Genomic DNA, 22275 nt, shown 5'->3' on the forward strand with positions numbered 1-22275 from the left:
AAATGAACTTTACTAGGCTAGTATCAACTGAAGATAAAATATTTAATAAAGCTATAAAGTTATATAAAGAGAGCTTTCCAAAGCATGAACAAAGAGAAGATATATCTCAAAAAGAAATCTTAAAATATAAAGAATATCATTTTGATTTAATTTATAATAAAAGTTTATTTATAGGTATAATCTTATATTGGGAAACACAAGATTTTTTATATATTGAGCATTTTTGCATAGATTCTAAAATGCGTAATCAAAGATATGGACAAAGAGCACTTGAATTATTAAAAGAAAAAGAAAAAACTATGATCTTAGAAATAGATCCACCAATAGATGAAATATCTATAAGAAGAAAATCTTTTTATGAAAGAGTTGGATATAAAGAAAATCCTTTTAAACATATACATCCACCATATCATAAGGAGAATAAAGGTCATTCATTAATTATTATGTCATACCCTAATTTATTAACCCAAATAGCTTATAATAAATTTGATTTATATTTAAAAAATAAAGTTATGGGAGAATAGTACATCTAAATCCTGATTTATACAACAAATTTAGTTAATTTAAAATTAGAAATTTAAACTATAAATAAAGTCCAGCAAAATTATTGCTGGACTTTTAATCTTATATACTATATCTCGCTAAAAATATTAATTTCAAATATTTTATAAACTTAACTACTATACTTCTTTAAATATAAGTGACCATCCACCTCGTCCTATATGCTTTAGTTCACATTTATAAGTAATATCATCAATATTAATTACTGCAGGCTTGTTCTTTTCAATAAACTTAAATTTAAGCTTTTCTTTAACACAATACTTCTCTATTTCATCTATAAAAGCTTCAGTTCCTATTGGTCTTTCATCTAATTGAAGATCAAATCCTTTTTTCATGAGTTTATTAAATAATCCTTCACTCATAGAAATACCCCTTTTATATTTAGTTCTTATATTTATAATAGCTAATTAAGAAATTATTTTCTTCTAAATCTTATTAATTATTATCTAATTATTTATAGGTGTATAGTAATCTATTAATTCTTGATTAATTACATATACTATTTGTCCATTATACTCTATTTTAGCCCATTTTCCTTCTATTTTAATTAGCTCAACTGTTACAACACCAGTTAGATCAAACTCTGGAGTTGTAGTATCTTTTGATTGATAGCATTCTATACTTTTTCCTGCTGGAATAGTTAAAGAGTATGGACAGCTCATTTCTGTTTTTGTAGAAGTATTAGAACTCTCATTTAAAGGAACACATATTACTTTAGTTAATAACTGAACTTTAGGCCATTTAGTCCACCCTTCTGGAAATTTATTTGTTTCTACTCCTGGTGATATTTCAATATTGGGAAGTAATTGACCATTTAAGTAAGTTTCAATCTTACTTGCTTTATATCCAGCTGGAGGAGTTATAGCTAAATCTAAAGGATTAGATTTAGAATTTACAGCATTCATAAATTGTTGATAACTATGCCCAGAAAAAATTGCTTCTTCATTAAGTACTTTTCCAGAAGGAGTAACATATACTTGTGAAGTTTCAAATATATGTGATTCATTAGAATTATTTTCATTACTAGAATCATTACCAGTATTAGTTTTAGAAGAACTATTAGTAGTACTAGAATTATTGCCACTAGTTGAATTACTACTATTATTAGATGTATTACTATTTTCATTTATATTTTGTGTATTATTACTTGTTTGATTTATAATATTATTACTACTATTTGTATTATCTGATTCAGCAGCATAGGCACAGGCTCCTGCTCCAAGTGCAATTAATACTATTGCTATTATTAATATCTTTTTCATTTATTTTCTCCTTTGTAAAATGGTATTAAATTATTATAATACTCCTCTATATTATCTACCACCAGGACTAGCACCTGTATTAATTCCAGTCTTCATATTAACATCTGGACATGTATTCTTATTTCCTACATCACTTAAGTTATTAAAAAAATCATTACTTTCTACATATCCAGTTGCTGTTCCATGTAATGATATTCTGTAGTTAATCATATACCAAGTTTCTATAACTCCATTATGTTCAATTAAATATTTATATCCGATATATATTGGTGCATTAGGGCCAGCAATAAAATCATATGTTGCCTTAGGTCCTAGTGGAATAGGCCTTGGTAAAAGTGATCCATATAAACGTATAGAATCACCATTGTAGTTAGCAAATTTATTAATATAAACTTTTTCTTTTACTATATATTGACCATTAGTATTATCCTCTGAAGTATTACTACTACTATTATTTTGAGCTTCTGAATTACCAGTATTACTATTAGAGCTTATATTATTATTTATCTTAGAATTACTATCATTTGTATTGCTATTATCAACACTAGAAGATTCACTTTGAGTACTATTATTTTGTGTATTTGAATTATTAGTACTTCCTGTATTGTTGCTTATTTGATTTATCACATTATTACTATTTGAATTATCTATTTCATCAGCATAAGCATAAACTCCAGCTCCAGCTGCAATTAATAATAAAACTATTATTAATATCCTTTTCATTTCTTCTCCCTTATAACTATAATTTCTATGTAAAATTATAGTTTCTATATACTGTTTATATATTAGTATCTTTTCAATTTATTTTCTATTTTGTAAAACAACCACTGAATTATACCATAATATTCTAATAATAAAATTAAAATTTATTAAAAGAAAAAAGACAATATATAGTATCAGACTATATATTATCTTCTTTATTTTAGTGAAATTCTTATATTATAATAAATCTCTAATTATTAAAATTAAATGTAAGAACTGGATATTTAGGTTCATAACCCGCATTTAAGTGATATATTTTATGTTCTTGAATTAATTTATTAATCTCATTTGCATTTAATATTTGACCACTACAACTTATTAAGCCATAATATTGTCTCCAACCATTTAAAGATTCACATAGATTAGAAAGGGTAGTCATAGCGAATGCATAATAAAACTGACCATTTGCAAAATATTCTGGATGTATCGGTATAGATGACATTTCCTCTGGAACATAATCATTTAAAGCAGTATTTATTATAAGCATACCGCCTCCAAGCTCATTTATTAACTTTGCCTTTTGCTCACTATTGCCAGTTATTATAATATTCTCTTGTTCCTTAGTTAAATTATTATAAGCAATATTAGGTACCTTATTATTTATCGCATTATAAATACTATAATTTATATCCTGTACAAGCCCACATATATTTTTAGCTCTCTCACATAGAGCTTGATAATCTTGTCCTGAAGCTATATTAATATTATTTAAATCTAAGTTACTTGTACTTTTATTACCTGAGCTATTAGATATAGTAGAGCCATTATCATTATTATTTAAACTATTAGAGCTACTAGAATTGCTATTATTATTTAAATTAGCAGAATTATTATTATTTAAATTATTAGATTTGACTGAACTATTACTATTATTAAAGTTCCCTGTCTCATTAGAAGTACCTATATTCTTTTCTTGTATAGAATTATCTTTTGTAGTTTCATCAGCATAAGCACAAACTCCAGCACCAGCTGCAATTAATAGTAAAAGTATTATTAATATCTTTTTCATTTCTTTTCTCCTTTGTAAAATAACCACTATATCTTACCATAATAATCCAATATATCAGTAACATTTTAGTGAATATAAATTTTCTATAAATATATCAATAGCTATCTACAATTTTAGTTAATAAAAAATAAGAAATATCTTTAGACTATTTGCTCTAAAGATATTTCTTATTTCAATTATTATTTTAATTTACTAAATTTAAACTTACAGTACCATTAGATGTATTATTGCTATCATAGCATGTTCCATGTAAGTTATTATTATTATATTTTAATATATAATGTCCTGTATCCTGATTATCACTAATAGTTTCTATATAAAAGGAACCATCATAATATTTAGCTATTAATGTAACAGTATATTGTTTATCATTAGCATAACAAATTCCCTTAACAGAACTATTATGAATTTTATCATCAAATATAAAATGTAAAGGCTCTGAATAAGATTCAGATGTAATCTTTCCTGCAAAAGACTTACCTAATAATTTCTCTAAATTATTTACTTTATTAATAATTTCCTCATCCTGACTAGTACATCCAGTCTTTAAATTTATATCTGGATTAGGACTCTTATCACTTATATCCTTTAAATTAGAAAATAAATCATTACTTTGTATATAACCTATTTCTACACTTTGTGTAGCTACTTGATAATGTATTTTATACCATATCTCTAAAGATCCATTATTATCTAGTATATATTTATCTTCTATATATATTGAGGTTCCACTTAGATATGGATAAGTAAGACCAACAAAATCTGGTGTATAAGTTAAATTGGGTAATATTGTTTTATATACTCTTAATAGTTTTCCATCATATGTAGCAAATTTATTAATAGCTACTTTTTCTTTTACAACATATGAATTTTTAGAATCATCACTATTATCATTAGAATTATTACTATTTAAACTTTTTATATTATTATCTTGAGTATTTGAGGTATTTACATCTCCTGTATTGGTATTTACTGAACTTATAGTAGTAATATTACTATTAGTCTTATCTTTTTGAGTTTCAGCAGCATAAGCACAAACTCCTGCTCCTATTGAAATTGCTGCTATTACTATTATTAATATCCTTTTCATTTCTTTTCTCCTTTGTAAAATAACTACTATACCTTACCATAATATACTAATAATAAGATTAAAATTTGTTTAAACTTCATAAATAAACTAGAAAATATAATATAAATAAGTATATGGAAAAATATATAATGATTAGTTTTTTTAATATAATTACTGTATTCAAAAATTTAAGAAATAACTAGGATAAGCTTAAATTTATCCAATTATTAATAGTTAAAATCAATGTGATATGTAAAATTAATTCAATAAAATCATTTTATTAACTTAAATTATATAAAATAAAATCATATCTATATCCTTGAATAATTGACTTAAATATTGTATTGAATATTATATAAAATGTGTATATAATATACACAGTAATAGTTAATGAATGAATGCTTAAATGAATTTTAAAAAGTGTGTTTTTGGAATTTGAGATAGATAGTGTCGGTGCATTATCTATCTTTTTTTCTTTATAAGGTTTAAATATTTGAAGTTTATTTATGAGATAAAGCACTAAATTAAAAATATTATCTTTTAGATAATTTGTTACTATTTAGGAAACATATATTATATTAAAATTAATAAAAAAAGCCTATCTATTAATAAACTTTAATAGATAGGCATCTTAAATTATTAACGAACTACTATTCCATTTCTAAATTGCATATTAGGGAAACTATCTCCAGCTATTTTATCTTCAGGTATAGCAGCTTCAATTCTTCTAATATCATTTTCACTTAGTTTAATATCTAAAGACTTTATTGAACTCTTAAGATTAGCAACTTGTCTTGAACCAATTAAAGGTACTATATCTTCACCTTTAGCTAAAAGCCAAGCAAAAGCAAGTTGTGGCATAGAAATTTGTTTTTCTATCGCTATTTTACGTAATTCTTCAACAAGAGCAAGATTTGTTTCTATATTTTCTTTAGAATATAAAGAAATCATAGAATTATAACCATCTTTTTTATCTTTTGTCCAATTTCCACTAAGCATTCCATGAGCTAATGTACCAAATGCTACAATACCTATTCCTAGTTCTCTTGCTGTTGGTAGTAATTCTTTTTCTATCTTACGATTGAAAAGAGAATACTCTGCTTCTACAAGACTTATTGGGTGAACTTCATTTGCTCTTCTTAGAGTCTGTGCATCAACTTGAGTAAGTCCAATATGTTTTACATACCCTTCTTTAACTAAATCAGCTATAGCTCCTATAGTTTCTTCAACTGGAATTCCTAAATCAATTCTAGCTGGTTGATAAAGGTCTATATAATCAAGATTTAATCTTTTAAGTGAATAAGTAATATAATTTTTTATATTTTTAGGATTAACATCAAGTCCATACATTCTTCCATTAGGTGACATTAATGCTCCAAATTTTAAAGATATAAAGGCTTTATCTCTATCATATCCCTTTAAAGCTTCACTAATTAGCATTTCACTAGTACCAGAACCATAAAAGTCAGCTGTATTAAGAAGTGTAATCCCCTCATCTAATGCAGTACGAATTGTTTTTATACTTTCATTTTTATCAGCATCAGCATGAGCTAAACGTCCACAGCCTAGTCCTAGTCTAGATATTTCAAATCCCTTTTTTTCATTCTTTTGATATTCCATAATAAATACCTCCAACTTTAAAATATATTAATTTGATTTTTAGATACATAATTCTTGCTAATATCTAAGAAAAGTTTATGATTATATAATAGATTTAAACAAAAATAGATTTCTGACTGAACGTTCATTCAGTCAAGATTTTAAAAAGAGGATACAATATTATTTTTTAATTGTATCCCATATAGCTTCAATTCCTTTATTAAGAGTAGCTTCATCCATTTTAATATCACTAAATAAACAAAGCTTAACTAAAGAAAGAGTTGCTCCATTAGTAAGCATTATAAGCATTTCTACTGGAAGTTCTTTAATCAAATTATCTTTTTGAGCCTTATTAAATAAATCTCTAACCTGCATAAATATATCTATACCTTCATGTTTAGTATCAGATGTTATTAATGGAGAGCTAGAATACTGCTCTATAAAAAGAAACTCCTTTGGATGCTCAACAAAGTAATCAACAATATTATGTAATATTATTAGAAAACTCTCTTTTATAGTTTTACTCTCTGAATAATTTTTTAGAATATATTGAGCTAAGCGAGTTTTAATATCAATATAAAGTGTATTAATTATATCTTCTTTAGTAGGAAAATACAGATAAATTGTTCCTACTGCAACATTTGCCTTTTTAGCAATTTGAGATACTGGTGTCCCATAAAATCCTTGCTCAGATATAAGATCAAGTGTAGCTTTTAAAACAAGCTCCTTTTTATCATGTACCTTTTCTTTCATAATCATCTCCAATATAAATCACTAATAGAATGAATGTTCATTCAGTTTTTAATTTACTACTAAACTATTTTTTTGTCAACTATATAATTTTTTAAACTTTATAAGATTTACTCTCTTTTAATTTTAATAATAACTAACAAATAAAAAAATGTTTATATAAGACGTAGCTTATAATAAACATTATATTGAATATTTATAATCATATAGTATATAATATAAGTAGGAAATGGCTAAGGATATGATTTAGCTACTTTAAAAAAGTATAGTTTTTAAGTTCTAGATAGGTAATGCTGGTAACATTATCTATCTTTTTTCTTTCTCTCAAATAAGAAAGAAAGTTTTCCGAACTGTAAGTGAACTTTAGTTGGTTTTACAACTATTAAGGAACTAATGAAAATTATATTTATTGTAATTAAGATCAATAATATATCAATTAGCTTGTTCATATTTTATCACCTCGGCTCTGTAGCCTTTTTAAAACCATATCCCTAGCATAATAAATCCGAAGTGATTAAACATATACTCTTATTCCCTACTTTAAAAAGTATATCATAAATTTATTTTCATAACTATAAATTTAACCATATTTTAGTCTTAATTTTAAGCGGATATTAATATATAAAACAAAAAAATTGATAGTTATTAGTAAATTATAAATAAAAAAAATTAGGATATCTTACTCCTAATCTTCTAACAATTTAAACTATATCATAAATTAAGTTTCCCCAAACTTTTCAACATTCTTATAATCTTAAAATAAGTTTAAATACTTATAAATCTAAATATTTAAATATTCTTATCTTTTATTTTTCACTCCTGCTAATTAAATAATTATATATTTATTATTTTTATAAATAACAAATATATAATCACCTAATTAAATTTATAAGCCCTTTTTCTTTCATTTTTTAATTCTCAATATAAGTACAATTAAAACAAATATAAAAATAACAGCTGCAACTACCCATGCATCAGCAAATTCAAAGGCTGTCTGTGCTGCACATTCAATTAAACTTGGCTGATTATTTTTCTTATTCATATTAATCTCCTTAATTTTATCATTAGTATTTCTTAGATAAGTATGGTCTTTCTATTACGGCTTATTATCTATTATATATAAATAAAAATTAATATATAATAGAATAACATTTTAAAATAATCTAAATGAATTATTTTAAAATACAATAAAATTTTAAAATTCAAAACTCAATTTTAATTATAACTATAAATTCCAATAAGTCTATTTTTTATTTTTATTTATATTTATTTAAAGTCTAGAAATTATTAGTAAATTATTAAGTAATTTAAAAAATATATTATAAATTATTCTCTATAACATTGTATTTAAAAGGATAGTAAAATTTTTTCTATTTAATAGAAAAAGACTTTTTATCCTAAAATTAAACAATATAAAAATATATCTTCTATATAAAATCTAATTTTTATATAAAATTATAATAAAAAGGAACTATCTTTATTGATAATTTTCTTTTACCTTTTAGCTTAATTAAAGCCAAATCCCCCTATTAATAAGTTTATATAATAATTTGTATTATTCTTCATCTTAATAAAAAGTTTGGTAGATTTTTAAAAATTTTTATAGTAATATATTCTTAATTATTTTTATATAAATTTAAGTTTAACTATCTGTAGATTATAGGGAAAATTATAGTTAATATATTTACAAAAGAGGAAGAAGGGAAATTATGAATTTTAAAATAACTGATGGATTAAATATAATTTCAATAGGTTTAAGTGAAATAGGTAGCTATTTTAGTTTTAATAGACCTATATCTGTAGAATGGGATTGCTATGATGGCTCTGTTTCAAAGTATTCAACACTTTTACCTTATAGTGAAAATTATAGAAAAGAATTTAGAGATATAATAGTTGATAATTTAGATAATGATTATTCAAATAATATAGAAGAACTATATAAGATATTAAAGCCTTTATTTAAATTATTTAAAAATGGAGAGTATTCACTAAAGTACTATGATGGTGAAAAAAATAGTTTCTTTTCTTATCAACATTATAATAGTGATGTAATTTCTCATTATGAATGGTTTGCTATTTTTAATAAAACTACTGATATAAACAAGATAGAAGAAGTTAAAAATGAATATAATATAGCAAAAAATAGTAAAAACTTTTATACAAGTATATTTCATTATACTACACTGTGGTTTTATGCAGGTTTTAAGGAATTCTTACTTGCTACTCAATCTGAAGAAAGCTTAAATAAGGAAAGAGTTAAATATTTTGAAAATGAAATTAAAAATGGAAGTAGACCTGCTGTTATTATATTTAACTGTGAATTCTCTAAAGAATCTTTATATTCAGGGAATTTTGTTATAGATGGACATCATAAAATATTAGCATATAGGAATTTAAATATAGAACCTCCAATAATACAGATAAAATATTTACCTAAATCAAGAAAAGAAGTATATTATGATATAGAAACTCTAATTGAATATTTATATCCATGGCAAATTCAAGATATTATAGATCATTGGTTTGAGGGAGATAAATATTTAGCTAAGGCTATTGAAAATCCTAATAGTAAAATTCATAATTTTATTAGATAAAAACTTGATATAAGAGTACTAAAAGCTTAAAAAATGTAATATTCTATTTATGTACGTGAAGTTAATTAAAATAATCTTAAAAATAAAAAAGTACTTTCTTATTTTAGAAAGTACTTTTTTTTATTTTAAGCTATCTGTACCATTACAGTCTACCTTGTACCACTCACCTTGTTTTCCTAGTACATTAATCTTTGTATTATTACTTAACTTAGCAAGTACATTTGAACTCATTGTAGCATTAGTTCTTAAATTAACAACGCTACTTACATTAATGATATATCCTTTTTTATTAACTCCACTATACTGCTCATTAACTCCACTAGTTATTATTTGAAGATTATGAGCTGATATATAACCTATAACCCCTGTTTCTTGAACTTTAACCTTATAAAAATTATTTCCTGAATTTAGTATTGTAAGCATTTCCCCAACTGAAATATAACTTGTTATACTTGAATTTGAATCAGCACTCGAATATAAAACAAGTGGACTATTATCTGTATTAACTACTACTGCTCTTTCATTAGCACTTGAAGGTGCTGAAAGTAAAACTTTATTTACTACTTTTGTATTATCATTAGTTATTTTTGTATTACTAATAGAACTTGTCCCTATCATAACTCCTGATATCATTAAAGTTCCCATAATAATACCTATTATCTTATGTTTTAACATATTAAGATCTCCTTTTATAAAAAATAATTATCTGTAAATTAAAATTTAATATCTACTTTTCTAATTTATACAAAAATCTTTTGACCTTCTTTAGAATACCTACTCATAACATCTCCATTTTGTAGAACATAATAATCTAAATCTACTATTCCCTGTTTTGATGAGTATTGTCCTCTGACCCAGTAAAATTTTATTCCATCATTACCAATCAATAAAGGATTATGTACATTACACATAACACTCCAAGTAATTTTCTTAGAATTGATAGATGTTCCTATTTTCTTTCTTACTAAGGCTATTGCTTCTTTAGCATTTTTAACAACTATTTGAGAATTTTTTGCTGAATTATTACTCTTTACTTTATCACTACTATTTACTTTACTAGGGTTAGTAGTAACTTTAGAAGAATTTGAGTTTTGAGCTTTATTAATACTTCCTCCTGATACACTACTTACCTTACTAGAACTATTTCCTATAACATCATTATTAGACTTATTTATTTTATTTGTATCTCCACTAGTATTTGTATTATTTGATTCATTAAGATTTATTCCAATATATTCTTGATAAATATAACGCACAGTTCCATCACAACTTATCTTATACCACTGTCCTTGTTTTCCAAGAATATTAATCTTTGTATTGTTGGTTAGCTTATTAAGTATATTTGAGTCCATTGTAGCATTAGCTCTTAAATTAACTCTGCTACTGACATTAATGATATATCCTTGCTTATTAACTATGCTATAAGGATCATTAATCCCACTAGTTATTATTTGAAGATTATGAGCTGATATATAACCTACTGCCCCTGTTTCTTGTACTTTTACTTTATAAAAATTATCTCCTGAACTTTGTATTGTAAGCATTTCTCCAACTGAAATATAACTTGTTATATTTGAATTTCCACTAGCACTTGAATATAAAACAAGTGGACTATTATCTGTATTTACTACAACTGCTCTTTCTCCTACTAAACTTGATGGAGAAGCAAGTAAAACTTTATTTACTACCTTTGTATTATCATTAGTTATTTTTGTATTATTAATAGAACTTGTCCCTATCACAACTCCTGATATCATTAAAGTTCCCATAATAATACCTGTTATCTTTTGTTTTAACATATTAAGATCTCCTTTTATAAAAAATAATTATATATAAAACTTAAATTTTTGATTTATATAATATTAGATTTTATCCACGTGCATTACCAGTATTAGCAGCAACTATCCAGAAAACATTATTTCCTGATTCTTTAGTATATACTTTATATACATTAGGACTACCAGTTACCAATACTATCTTTGTAATATCACTTGGCTTTGCATAATTATCTTGTTCTAACATGTTGATTATAAGAGTCTTAGCTTCTGATAATGTAAATGGAATATTATTTATTGTAATATCATTTAATTTTTGTGTTGCTTTAATAAATTCATTCGCAGTAATATTTTTAGATAATGCTGCTTCTCCATTTGCTTCAATAAATGCTTGTATTATTGTTTTATTACTTACTTTATTAAGCCATGGACTTGCCCACTGAGTTCCTCTATCAGTTGGTATATAATCATTATTATATTGTCCTTTTAATATCCAAGATCTTAAAAATTGACTTAATTCACTACTTGATATAGATTTACCTGTTGTATTAGTTACTACTACTGTATTTAATGAATAAGCCTGTGGAACACTATATTTTATAGTTCCTGAATTTTGTTTATTCTTTATATTAGATGATACCTTTGAAGTATCTGAAGTATTTGTTAATTTACTTGTATTATTAATATCTAAATTAGTATTAGTTAATCCAACATACTCCTGATAAATATAACCTATAGTTCCATTACAATTTACTTTGTACCACTGTCCTTGTTTTCCAAGTACATTAATTTTAGTATTATTACTTAATTTAGTAAGTATATTTGAACTCATAGTAGCATTAGCCCTTAAATTTACTCTGCTGCTTACATTGATAATATAACCATCTTTATTAACTGCACTATAAGGATCATTAACTCCACTAGTTATTATCTGAAGATTATGAGCTGAAATATAGCCTACTGCTCCTGTTTCTTGTACTTTAACCTTATAGAAATTATCTCCTGAACTTTGTATTGTAAGCATTTCTCCAACTGAAATATAACTTGTTATATTTGAATTTCCACTAGCATTTGAATAAAGAACTAGTGGACTATTATCTGTATTTACTACAACTGCTCTTTCACCTACTAAACTTGATGGAGAAGCAAGTAAAACTTTATTTACTACTTTTGTATTATTAATAGAACTTGCTCCTATCATAATTCCTGATAGCACTAAAGTTCCCATAATAATGCTTATTATCTTATGTTTTAACATATTGAAATCTCCCTTTTATAAAAAATAATTATATATAAATAAAACTTAATATTTCTTTTTCTAATTCCAATTTACCACTTTAAAAACTATAAAAATGGTCAAAATTTTTCCAAATTAAATTTTATTTTATAAATTAAGGAAACAAATTATTATCTATTTATTTCAAAAATTTTACTAATTAAAGACATATTTTAAATTTTCTATAATTAAGCTTCTTATTTAATATTTATAAAGATAAATTCTCAATAAAATTTAAAGCCCATATTAAATTTCTTTAATATGGGCTTTAAGTTATTAGTTATTTTATATTTGAAGATAATCTGTCCATGAAGGATTAGGTAGTCCTAATGTATATGCTTCTCTATTTTCTACTGCTTTATTAAATTTCTCTTTATTAGCTAACTTAAAATCAGTTGTTATACATCCATTATATCCAGAGGTATATGGTGCTTTAATTAGATTACTTAATGTAACAACATGAAATTCATATAAAAATTTATTATTCCAAAATACACCTGGGTGTACATTAACATCTAAGCTTGTATTACCAGCTGAAATAACTAATTTATCTGGACCATACTTTGAAAGTAATTTTTGCTTTTCTTCTTGAGTTCCATTATATATAATATTATATTGCTCTTTAGATGGAATAAATACACCAGTATTTTTAATCTTATCCTTTACTAGTGAATAAATTTTTTCATTTAAAATATTTTCATTTACACTATAATTATTTGCTTCTTTACTTAAAGCAAAATAATATTTCCCATTTTGTATATCAGCATTAGTTATAACTTTCTGATCTATATTACTTATAGAATTAACTTTAGAACCCTTAGTTACATTATTTGTCTTACCACTATTAGATTTATATATATTACTTACTTTAGATATATTAGAATTATTGTTTTTTCCTCTACTCTCTAAAGTCACTTTATTACTAATTCCAACATATTCTTGATAAATATAACCTACAGTTCCATTACAATTTACTTTATACCACTGACCTTGCTTCCCAAGTACATTAATCCTTGTATTATTACTTAACTTAGCAAGTATATTTGAACTCATTGTAGCATTAGCTCTTAAATTTACTCTGCTACTTACATTAATAATATAACCCTCTTTATTAACAGTACTATAAGTATCATTGACTCCACTAGTTATTATTTGTATATTATGAGCTGAGATATATCCTACTGCTCCTGTTTCTTGAACTTTAACTTTATAAAAGTTATCTCCTGTGCTTTCTATTGTAAGCATTTCCCCAACTGAAATATAACTTGTTATATTTGAACTAGAACTAGCATTTGAATAAAGAACTAGTGGACTATTATCTGTATTTACAACAACTGCCCTTTCTCCCACTAAACTTGATGATGCAGCAAGTAAAACTTTATTTATTACCTTTGTATTATCATTAGTTATTTTCACATTATATATAGCAACTCCACTTAACACTACTCCTGATAGCATTAAAGCTCCCATAATAATGCTTGTTATCTTATGTTTTAGCATATTAAAGTCTCCTTTTATAAAAAATAATTGTATAAATAAAACTTAATATTTCTTTAATTCCAATTTATCACTTTAAAAACTGTAAAAATGGTCAAAACTTTTCCAAATTAAATTTTATTTTATAAATTAAGGAAACAAATTTATTTTATATATTTCAAAATTTAAACTAAATAAATACATTATAATTCCACTTTTTATATAAATAAAAAAGTGCCAACCTCAGTCGACACTTTAGATAAAGTCAATTAAATATTATTTTGTAAATTGAACAAATACACCACCTACATTCATAACTAAGGTATCTGGTGATGTTATATAAATTGTTTGCATTGCTCTATTCTTTATTGCATAAACTACATAGTCATTTACACCGATTTGTTTTAAAGATGCATCATTATTATTTTGTTCAAATGTTGATTGATATACTTTAGATATTGTAGAGTCTGCTGTTTTATATTTATATCCATTAAATGATATCTCATTTGAATTTATCACTAAATTAGAATGTATATCTGATAAAGTTAAACCTGTATTAACTGGTTGATAACCAGTTATCTTAGTTGCTTTCCAAGTTCCATAAAATGATGATAGTTTATTTGAACTTTCTTTTTGAACCTGTTTATTTGAAACTTTTGAAGGACTATTTACACTATTTACATTCTTTGCTTGTATACCTGATTTTGAGCTATCTTGTTTAACTTGATTATTAGATGTATCCTTATTTGAATTACTAATTACTTGATTTGTTAGCCCAATATATTCTTGATAAATATAACCTACAGTCCCATTACAATTTACTTTGTACCATTGTCCTTGTTTTCCAAGTACATTAATTTTTGTATTATTACTTAATTTAGCAAGTACATTTGAACTCATTGTAGCATTAGCTCTTAGATTAACTCTGCTACTTACATTAATGATATAACCCTTTTTATTAACAGCATTATAAGCATCATTAACTCCACTAGTTATTATTTGTAAATTATGAGCTGAGATATAGCCTACTGCTCCTGTTTCTTGTACTTTAACTTTATAAAAGTCATTTCCTGAAATTTGTATTGTAAGCATTTCTCCAACTGAAATATAACTTGTTATATTTGAATCTGCACTAGCATTTGAATAAAGAACTAATGGACTGTTGTCTGTATTTACAACAACTGCTCTTTCTCCTACTGTACTTGATGGTGCAGCAAGTAAAACTTTATTTACTGCCTTTGTATTATCATTAGTTGTTTTTACATTATGTATAGCAGATCCTCCTAATACTACCCCTAATAGCATTAAAGTCCCCATAATAATACTTGTTATCTTATGTTTTAACATATTAAAATCCCCTTTTTAAATATAAACATTTTACTAAAAATATAATTTAATAATTTTCTCTTTAATTCCAATTTATCACTTTAATAAATATAAAAAGAGTCAAAACATTTCCAAATAAAATTTTATTTTATAAATTAAGGAAACAAATTGGTTTTATACATTACAAAATTTAGACTAAATAAATACATCATAAATCTAATTTTTATATAAATAAAAAGGAACTATCTCTAATAGATAATTCCTTTATGTAGATATTTTATAATATAAAATACTAAAAGAGACTATAGTAGTAGTCTCTTTCTTAAATATATTTATTTTCTATCCTATGCTTGTTTAAGTGAAAATAGTTCTTTTCTCTTTCTAACATTGAAATATAGTTTTATTGCTACCTTATTAAATTTATTAGCAGTTATATTATTCTTAATTTAATATCATCCCCATAGTATATCCTGCTAAAACTAAAATAATAGTTATATACTATGGAGCATGATATTTTTTATTTATTATAAAAGTAAAATTTAAAATAAATAATTTCTTAATTTAATGTTTCATTAGATTGAATAAAACCAACTTCTTTATCAAATCTAACTTTATAATATGTTGTGGTTATTTGTGAACCTGGCACAGCTCCTTTTATAGTATCTATAACATATAACTGTTCTTTTTTATGTGAAATAGTTTTAATTATTGCCCCTGCACCATTAGGCATATTCTGAATAGCAACTGTTCTATTAGGATTTGTATAAACCTTCTTATAATAAGTTTCATTTTGTGCTATATAACCTATTTGTCCATTTTGTGTTTCTACTTTATACCATGTAGGATATGGATTTTGAGCTCCAGGATCTGAGCCTTTTACTTTTTCTAATACTTTTAAAGGAATTGATTTATATTTAATAACCTGTATATCTGAACTACTTGGAGTTGCCATACTTTGTACAAATGTTATCATAGTTGGATCTGTATATACAGTATTTTCTATAACATTACTATTTGATGAAGTATTTTTCTTATTACTTATATTTGATGAAGTATTCTTCTCATTACCTGTATTTAATTTTACATTTTTACTTGGAATATTAGTTATAGAATTATTTGTTAAGCCGATATATTCTTGATAAATATAACCTACAGTACCATTACAATTTACTTTATACCATTGCCCTTGTTTTCCAAGTACATTAAGCTTTGTATTATTAGTTAATTTAGCAAGTACATTTGAACTCATTGTAGCATTTGCTCTTAAATTAACTCTGCTGCTTACATTAATAATATATCCTTTTTTATTAACTGCATTATAAGCATCATTAACTCCACTAGTTATTATTTGTAAATTATGAGCTGAAATATAACCTACTGCTCCTGTTTCTTGTACTTTAACTTTATAGAAATTATCACCTGAATCTTCTATTGTAAGCATTTCTCCAACTGAAATATAACTTGTTATATTTGAACTTTCACTAGCTTTTGAATATAAAACAAGAGAACTATTATCTGTATTTACAACTACGGCTCTTTCACCTACTAAACTTGAAGGTGCAGCAAGTAAAACTTTGTTTACTACTTTTGTATTATCATTAGTTATTTTTGTATTATGTATAGCAGCTCCACCTAATACTATACCTGATAGCATTAAAGCTCCCATAATAATGCTTGTTATCTTATGTTTTAACATATTAAAATCCCCTTTTTAACTATATACATTTTACTAAAAATACAATTCAATAATTTTTCTTTAAGTCCAATTTATCACTTTAGAAACTTTAAAAATGGTCAAAACTTTTCCAAATTAAATTTTATTTTATAAATTAAGGAAACAAATTTATTTTATATATTTTAAAATTTAAACTAAATAAATACATTATAAATCCACTTTTTAGATAAATCTAGCTAAAGTAAACTTAATTTTTAATATTTGTTATTTAATAAATAAATTATAATAAAAAAAGATGACTTAGCCTAAATAGTATTATCATCTTTTAAATCTATTTTATATTATTAATTTTCCACGCTAGTATCTACATCTATATATGAGTGATAAATTTATTTTCTATTACTAGCATATATAAGATAAACTACTTTTTATTATACTAGTCTAAGATCTACATTTATATTTCCATAATATCTATTTAGCTAGTTTATTAGTATTAATGAACTAGCTTGTATCATATTATCTATCATTTCAAATATAGTATTATTAGTCTATCCTGTATTTTTTAAATAACTATAAACCTTAAAAGCTACCTTATATTAAAATTTATAAAATCCATAATACTAATGATTTACCGTTTCAATCACATATTAATTTTTTAGCTATATTTCTGAATAGATACAACATAATACCCATTTCCTGTGGTAGACCATTCTCTTTGAGGAATATTTATCTTACCTGAAACCTTTTTGGAAGAATAATAACTATTAATCTTAATATTACTATAACTTGGTCCATTAATATCAAAAGTATCTTTTAATGAAGTCTTAGTTACATATTGATTAATTATAGCTTGGGCAGTTTGATAAAATAATGATGAACTCCCTAAATCTTTTGTTGGTATATGTTGAGATGCATCATAATTTTTAAAATATTGAACCATCTGCTTTATAACAGTATTTTGAATATTTCCTAAATTCATAACTATATTATTAGTGCTTGAACTGTTATTTTTATTAGTTATTTTAGATACTGAAGATGATGAATCTGATTTATTATTAGCTAAAGTTTTTGTTTTTATAGTTATATGTGATGAAGTATTTGTAGATTTACTCTTATCACTATTTTTTAGATCAGCATTAGTTAAGCCGATATATTCTTGATAAATATACCCTATAGTTCCATTACAATTTACTTTATACCATTGTCCTTGCTTTCCAAGTACATTAAGCTTTGTATTATTAGTTAATTTAGCAAGTATATTTGAACTCATTGTAGCATTAGCTCTTAAATTAACTCTACTGCTTACATTAATAATATATCCTTGTTTATTAACTGCATTATAAACATCATCAACTCCACTAGTTATTATTTGTAGATTATGAGCTGAAATATAGCCTACTGCCCCTGTTTCTTGTACTTTAACTTTATAGAAGTTATTTCCTGCACTTTGTATTGTAAGCATTTCTCCAACTGATATATAACTTGTTATAGTTGAGTTTGCACTAGCATTTGAATAAAGAACAAGTGGACTATTATCTGTATTTACAACTACGGCTCTTTCACCTATTAAACTTGAAGGTGCAGCAAGTAAAACTTTGTTTACTACTTTTGTATTATCATTAGTTATTTTTGTATTATTTATAGCAGCTCCAGCCAATACTACTCCTGATAGCATTAAAGCTCCCATAATAATGCTTGTTATCTTATGTTTTAGCATATTAAAATCCCCTTTTTAACTATATACATTTTACTAAAAATACAATTCAATAATTTTTCTTTAAGTCCAATTTATCACTTTAGAAACTTTAAAAATAGTCAAAACTTTTCCAAATTAAATTTTATTTTATAAATTAAGGAAACAAATTTATTTTATATATTTCAAAATTTAGACTAAATAAATACATCATAAATCTAATTTTTATATAAATAAAAAGGAACTATCTATATAGATAATTCCTTTTTTATTTTTAAAGCTAATTAAAACTAAATGTTCCATTTGATGAACTTGTATAACCTGTTTCAAGTAACTCATCTGTTGTATTATTATTATTAAATAATATACAAGCATATCCTCCAGATGTTTCATATAAATACTGTACAGTTTGACTAGCTGGTAAAGTGTATAATAAATCATTTGTTGATATTCCATACATATCATATGATCCATCTGAATTATTCCATGTTACTGTATTTGAATTTATAGAAACATCTCCATTTATTAGAGATTCTGCTGGAATAAATCCAGTATAATATACTCCTGCTGCTTGATCTGGATATTCTATCATTACTAATTCTGCTTCCATATAAACATTTAAAATTAGTATTTCATCTCCATTGCTAGTATATGAGTTAGGAATAGATATTCCATTAATATCTGTTATAGCAATTTCACTTGCTTGAGTTACAGCATTACTATCATATGTTAATTTAACAGCTTCAGTTCCGTATTTAGCATAATAAGGTATATCAGGTCCTATCATATTTAATGATCCACTTGACCAAGGAACATATCCACTTTCTGGATTTCCATTATCATCTATATATGCAATACAAGCATATGTTGTATCATTATAATTAACTACATATAAAAATGTAGTTTCAGTACCTTGTGTAAGTGAAGTTGCAGCTATTGTACCATCATGGAAAATAATTTGTTGATTTTCTACATTATTTGTCCATAAACTATAAAATGTTTGATCCATATAATCTTGACTTATATATGAGCTAGAAATCCATCCTTGTTGATATATACCAGCTGATTGATCTGGATATTGAATTAATGCCATTTGTTGATCACCATCAATATCTAAAATAGTTATATGATCGCCTGCACTAGTATAATAACTTCCTGGTGAAGTACCATCTAAATTTAATATTTCTATTTGTGATGCTGTGACCTTAGCATTCCAGTTATATGTTGGTTGATTACCAATATTTATTCCTCCATTTGAATTATAATCTATTCCTGTAGATATTGGAGATAAATTATTTGAACCAGATGATCCGCTCCCTGAATTTGGAGAACTATTTCCTGTACCAGAATTATTTGTATAAATTTTTAATACTTCTCCTACATAAATTTTATTTGGATTAGATATTCCATTCCATTCCTGTAATTCAGCAACAGTTACTCCAAACTTTTCAGCTATTACACTTAATGAATCACCTGCTTTTACTGTATAAGTAATATATGTTCCACTTCCTGTGTTGCTAGTATTTCCTGAATTCCCAGTATTTGAACTTATATTTTCTCCATTAAAAAATTCATACCATCCATTAGCATATGTCTGTCTATTACTTAAATCTGGAGCTCCGGGTCTTTCATAATTTATCATAAATGCTTCTGTAAGATAATTAACAGAGTTAGTACTTTGAGTAAATTCTTCAAAAGACATTTCATATCCTGGCTTAGCAATGTATTGTCCATCTCCATTCTCAACTTCATCTTGTATACATTGACATTGACCACTTAAAGTATCATAATCTGTTATTCCATAACCATCACAGTATGTGATTAATGTTTGGATTGGTGTCCATTGTGCTAGCCCATATCCTGTCTCAGATCCCCAAGGCTGCATACCACTTTGCCATTCATTAGGATTTAAGCTACTTTCTTGTTGAAAATTACCTAATACTGCTGCAATTGCTTCCTCAGTCCATCCATTTCCCTTAAAAAAATTATAAATTTGTTTTGCATTAGAAATTTGCCAATTTTCTGGATTAAATGTTGCCATACTAAAATCCTCCTTAAATATTTTTTATTCATGAAAATTCATTGAATAATTACTGTTTACATTTATAGAGAGTTAATTTTTTAAAAAAAGTAAACCTAATTTTAAAAAAATTTTAGTATAGCTAAATATACTTAGTATAATATTTAACCTTAATTAATATAGCACTACATATTAATATTTACGCTTCATAAATTTATTATATTAAATTTGTACCTTTAAATGAATTAATATGAGTATAATCATATTCACAAGCCTTTAATGCTTTAGTATGAACATATCCATATATTCCATCTACTTCTATATAAGTGAAAACACTATTAGGATCTTCTTTTATTATAGTAACTTCACTAATACCACTAGGAATTACATGAACTACTTTAAGTCCAGTAGGTTTATTTACCATTTCTAATACTGATTTTTTAGGAATAAATATTTTTTCTGTCCTATTAGTTGATTTTGTTTTATTTTGAAGTGATTTTTTTTCTTTATTTATTGAATTAACTTTATTACTATTAGTGTTAGATGTTACTTGTGAAGTATCTAAATCCTTTTTATTTACAGTTGTATGTGATGAAGTATTTGTTGATTCACTATTATTACTATTTTCTAAATTAGCATTAGTTAATCCAATATATTCTTGATAAATATATCCTATAGTTCCATCACAATTTACCTTATACCATTGCCCTTGTTTTCCAAGTACATTAAGCTTTGTATTATTATTTAATTTAGCAAGTATATTTGAATTCATTGTAGCATTAGCTCTTAGATTAACAACGCTACTTACATTAATAATATATCCTTGTTTATTAACTGCATTATAAGCTTCATTAACACCACTAGTTATTATTTGTAGATTATGAGCTGAAATATAGCCTACTGCTCCTGTTTCTTGTACTTTAACTTTATAGAAGTTATTTCCTGCATTTTGTATTGTAAGCATTTCTCCAACTGAGATATAACTTGTTATAGTTGAATTCGCACTAGCATTTGAGTAAAGAACAAGTGGACTATTATCTGTATTTACTACTACTGCTCTTTCTCCTACAGTGCTTGATGGTGCAGCAAGTAAAACTTTATTTACTACTTTTGTATTATCATTAGTTATTTTTACATTATGTATAGCAGATCCTCCTAATACTACACCTGATAGCATTAAAGCTCCCATAATAATGCCTGTTATCTTATGTTTTTGCATTTTTACTCTCCTTTTTATCAATAATATTAAGTAAAATTTATATTTTACTTTAATTCCAATTTATCACACAAAAAAAAACTAAAAGAGTCAAAATATTTCCAAATAAAATATCATTTAGTAAATTATAGATACCTTTTTGTTACCAAAAAAATTTATTTTTAGGGATTTAAAGGAAGTTTTCTATTATTAATATTATTTTATCAATAACT

The 22275-nt window shown here is 24.8% G+C and carries 19 protein-coding genes; 2 read left to right on the forward strand and 17 right to left on the reverse strand.

The features are described 5' to 3' along the window. Positions 1-2 precede the first annotated feature (2 nt). Positions 3-524 (forward strand): GNAT family N-acetyltransferase, encoded by a 522-nt coding sequence (locus tag BN8917_RS01590; RefSeq protein ID WP_066869688.1) that lies wholly within the window; start codon positions 3-5, stop codon positions 522-524. Positions 525-680: 156 nt separating this feature from the next. On the opposite strand, the gene BN8917_RS01595 is transcribed toward BN8917_RS01590, so the two are convergent. From BN8917_RS01595 to BN8917_RS14290, 8 genes are all read right to left on the reverse strand, one after another. Then, positions 681-923, reverse strand: a complete 243-nt coding sequence (locus tag BN8917_RS01595) for a DUF4318 domain-containing protein (protein ID WP_066869691.1) — start codon at positions 921-923, stop codon at positions 681-683. Between the two features lie 84 nt (positions 924-1007). Continuing rightward, positions 1008-1823 (reverse strand): hypothetical protein, encoded by an 816-nt coding sequence (locus tag BN8917_RS01600; protein ID WP_066869694.1) that lies wholly within the window; start codon positions 1821-1823, stop codon positions 1008-1010. Positions 1824-1874: 51 nt separating this feature from the next. Next, entirely contained in the window at positions 1875-2546 is a 672-nt protein-coding gene (locus tag BN8917_RS01605) for a hypothetical protein (RefSeq protein ID WP_066869697.1), read from the reverse strand. A gap of 229 nt (positions 2547-2775) precedes the next feature. Next, on the reverse strand, positions 2776-3594 hold the full coding sequence (locus tag BN8917_RS01610) for a hypothetical protein (protein WP_066869700.1): 819 nt from the start codon (positions 3592-3594) through the stop codon (positions 2776-2778). A 184-nt stretch (positions 3595-3778) separates the two neighbouring features. Beyond that, entirely contained in the window at positions 3779-4684 is a 906-nt protein-coding gene (locus BN8917_RS01615; protein ID WP_066869703.1) for a hypothetical protein, read from the reverse strand. A 618-nt stretch (positions 4685-5302) separates the two neighbouring features. Next, positions 5303-6283 (reverse strand): aldo/keto reductase, encoded by a 981-nt coding sequence (locus tag BN8917_RS01620; RefSeq protein WP_066869705.1) that lies wholly within the window; start codon positions 6281-6283, stop codon positions 5303-5305. 159 nt (positions 6284-6442) lie between these two features. After that, positions 6443-7015, reverse strand: coding sequence for a TetR/AcrR family transcriptional regulator (locus BN8917_RS01625; RefSeq protein WP_066869708.1), 573 nt, complete (start codon positions 7013-7015; stop codon positions 6443-6445). A gap of 901 nt (positions 7016-7916) precedes the next feature. Continuing rightward, positions 7917-8054, reverse strand: coding sequence for a hypothetical protein (locus BN8917_RS14290; protein ID WP_159426718.1), 138 nt, complete (start codon positions 8052-8054; stop codon positions 7917-7919). A 667-nt stretch (positions 8055-8721) separates the two neighbouring features. On the opposite strand from BN8917_RS14290, the gene BN8917_RS01630 reads away from it, so the two are divergent. Further along, positions 8722-9606 carry a hypothetical protein gene (locus BN8917_RS01630; protein WP_066869711.1) on the forward strand — a complete coding sequence of 295 codons (885 nt, stop codon included), beginning with the start codon at positions 8722-8724 and terminating at the stop codon, positions 9604-9606. 120 nt (positions 9607-9726) lie between these two features. Here the strand turns inward: BN8917_RS01630 and BN8917_RS01635 are convergent, their stop codons facing one another. From BN8917_RS01635 to BN8917_RS01675, 9 genes are all read right to left on the reverse strand, one after another. Continuing rightward, positions 9727-10281, reverse strand: coding sequence for an SH3 domain-containing protein (locus tag BN8917_RS01635; protein WP_066869714.1), 555 nt, complete (start codon positions 10279-10281; stop codon positions 9727-9729). A 65-nt stretch (positions 10282-10346) separates the two neighbouring features. Then, positions 10347-11405 carry an SH3 domain-containing protein gene (locus tag BN8917_RS01640; protein ID WP_066869717.1) on the reverse strand — a complete coding sequence of 353 codons (1059 nt, stop codon included), beginning with the start codon at positions 11403-11405 and terminating at the stop codon, positions 10347-10349. Between the two features lie 70 nt (positions 11406-11475). Further along, positions 11476-12639 carry an SH3 domain-containing protein gene (locus tag BN8917_RS01645; protein ID WP_066869720.1) on the reverse strand — a complete coding sequence of 388 codons (1164 nt, stop codon included), beginning with the start codon at positions 12637-12639 and terminating at the stop codon, positions 11476-11478. Between the two features lie 303 nt (positions 12640-12942). Continuing rightward, entirely contained in the window at positions 12943-14157 is a 1215-nt protein-coding gene (locus BN8917_RS01650; RefSeq protein ID WP_066869723.1) for an SH3 domain-containing protein, read from the reverse strand. A 252-nt stretch (positions 14158-14409) separates the two neighbouring features. Beyond that, a complete protein-coding gene (locus BN8917_RS01655) occupies positions 14410-15480 on the reverse strand; it encodes an SH3 domain-containing protein (protein WP_066869726.1) in 1071 nt (356 codons plus the stop codon). A 535-nt stretch (positions 15481-16015) separates the two neighbouring features. After that, a complete protein-coding gene (locus BN8917_RS01660; protein WP_066869729.1) occupies positions 16016-17155 on the reverse strand; it encodes an SH3 domain-containing protein in 1140 nt (379 codons plus the stop codon). Positions 17156-17789: 634 nt separating this feature from the next. Further along, positions 17790-18851, reverse strand: coding sequence for an SH3 domain-containing protein (locus BN8917_RS01665; protein ID WP_066869731.1), 1062 nt, complete (start codon positions 18849-18851; stop codon positions 17790-17792). 256 nt (positions 18852-19107) lie between these two features. Beyond that, complete coding sequence (locus BN8917_RS01670) at positions 19108-20868, reverse strand: phage tail tip lysozyme (protein WP_066869735.1); 1761 nt, start codon at positions 20866-20868, stop codon at positions 19108-19110. A 196-nt stretch (positions 20869-21064) separates the two neighbouring features. Continuing rightward, the gene (locus BN8917_RS01675; protein WP_066869738.1) at positions 21065-22066 is read right to left on the reverse strand and encodes an SH3 domain-containing protein; all 1002 of its coding nucleotides are present in this window, start codon (positions 22064-22066) and stop codon (positions 21065-21067) included. Between the last annotated feature and the right edge of the window lie 209 nt (positions 22067-22275).

It is taken from the genome of Clostridium mediterraneense, assembly GCF_900091705.1.
GTDB lineage: Bacteria > Bacillota > Clostridia > Clostridiales > Clostridiaceae > Sarcina > Sarcina mediterraneense.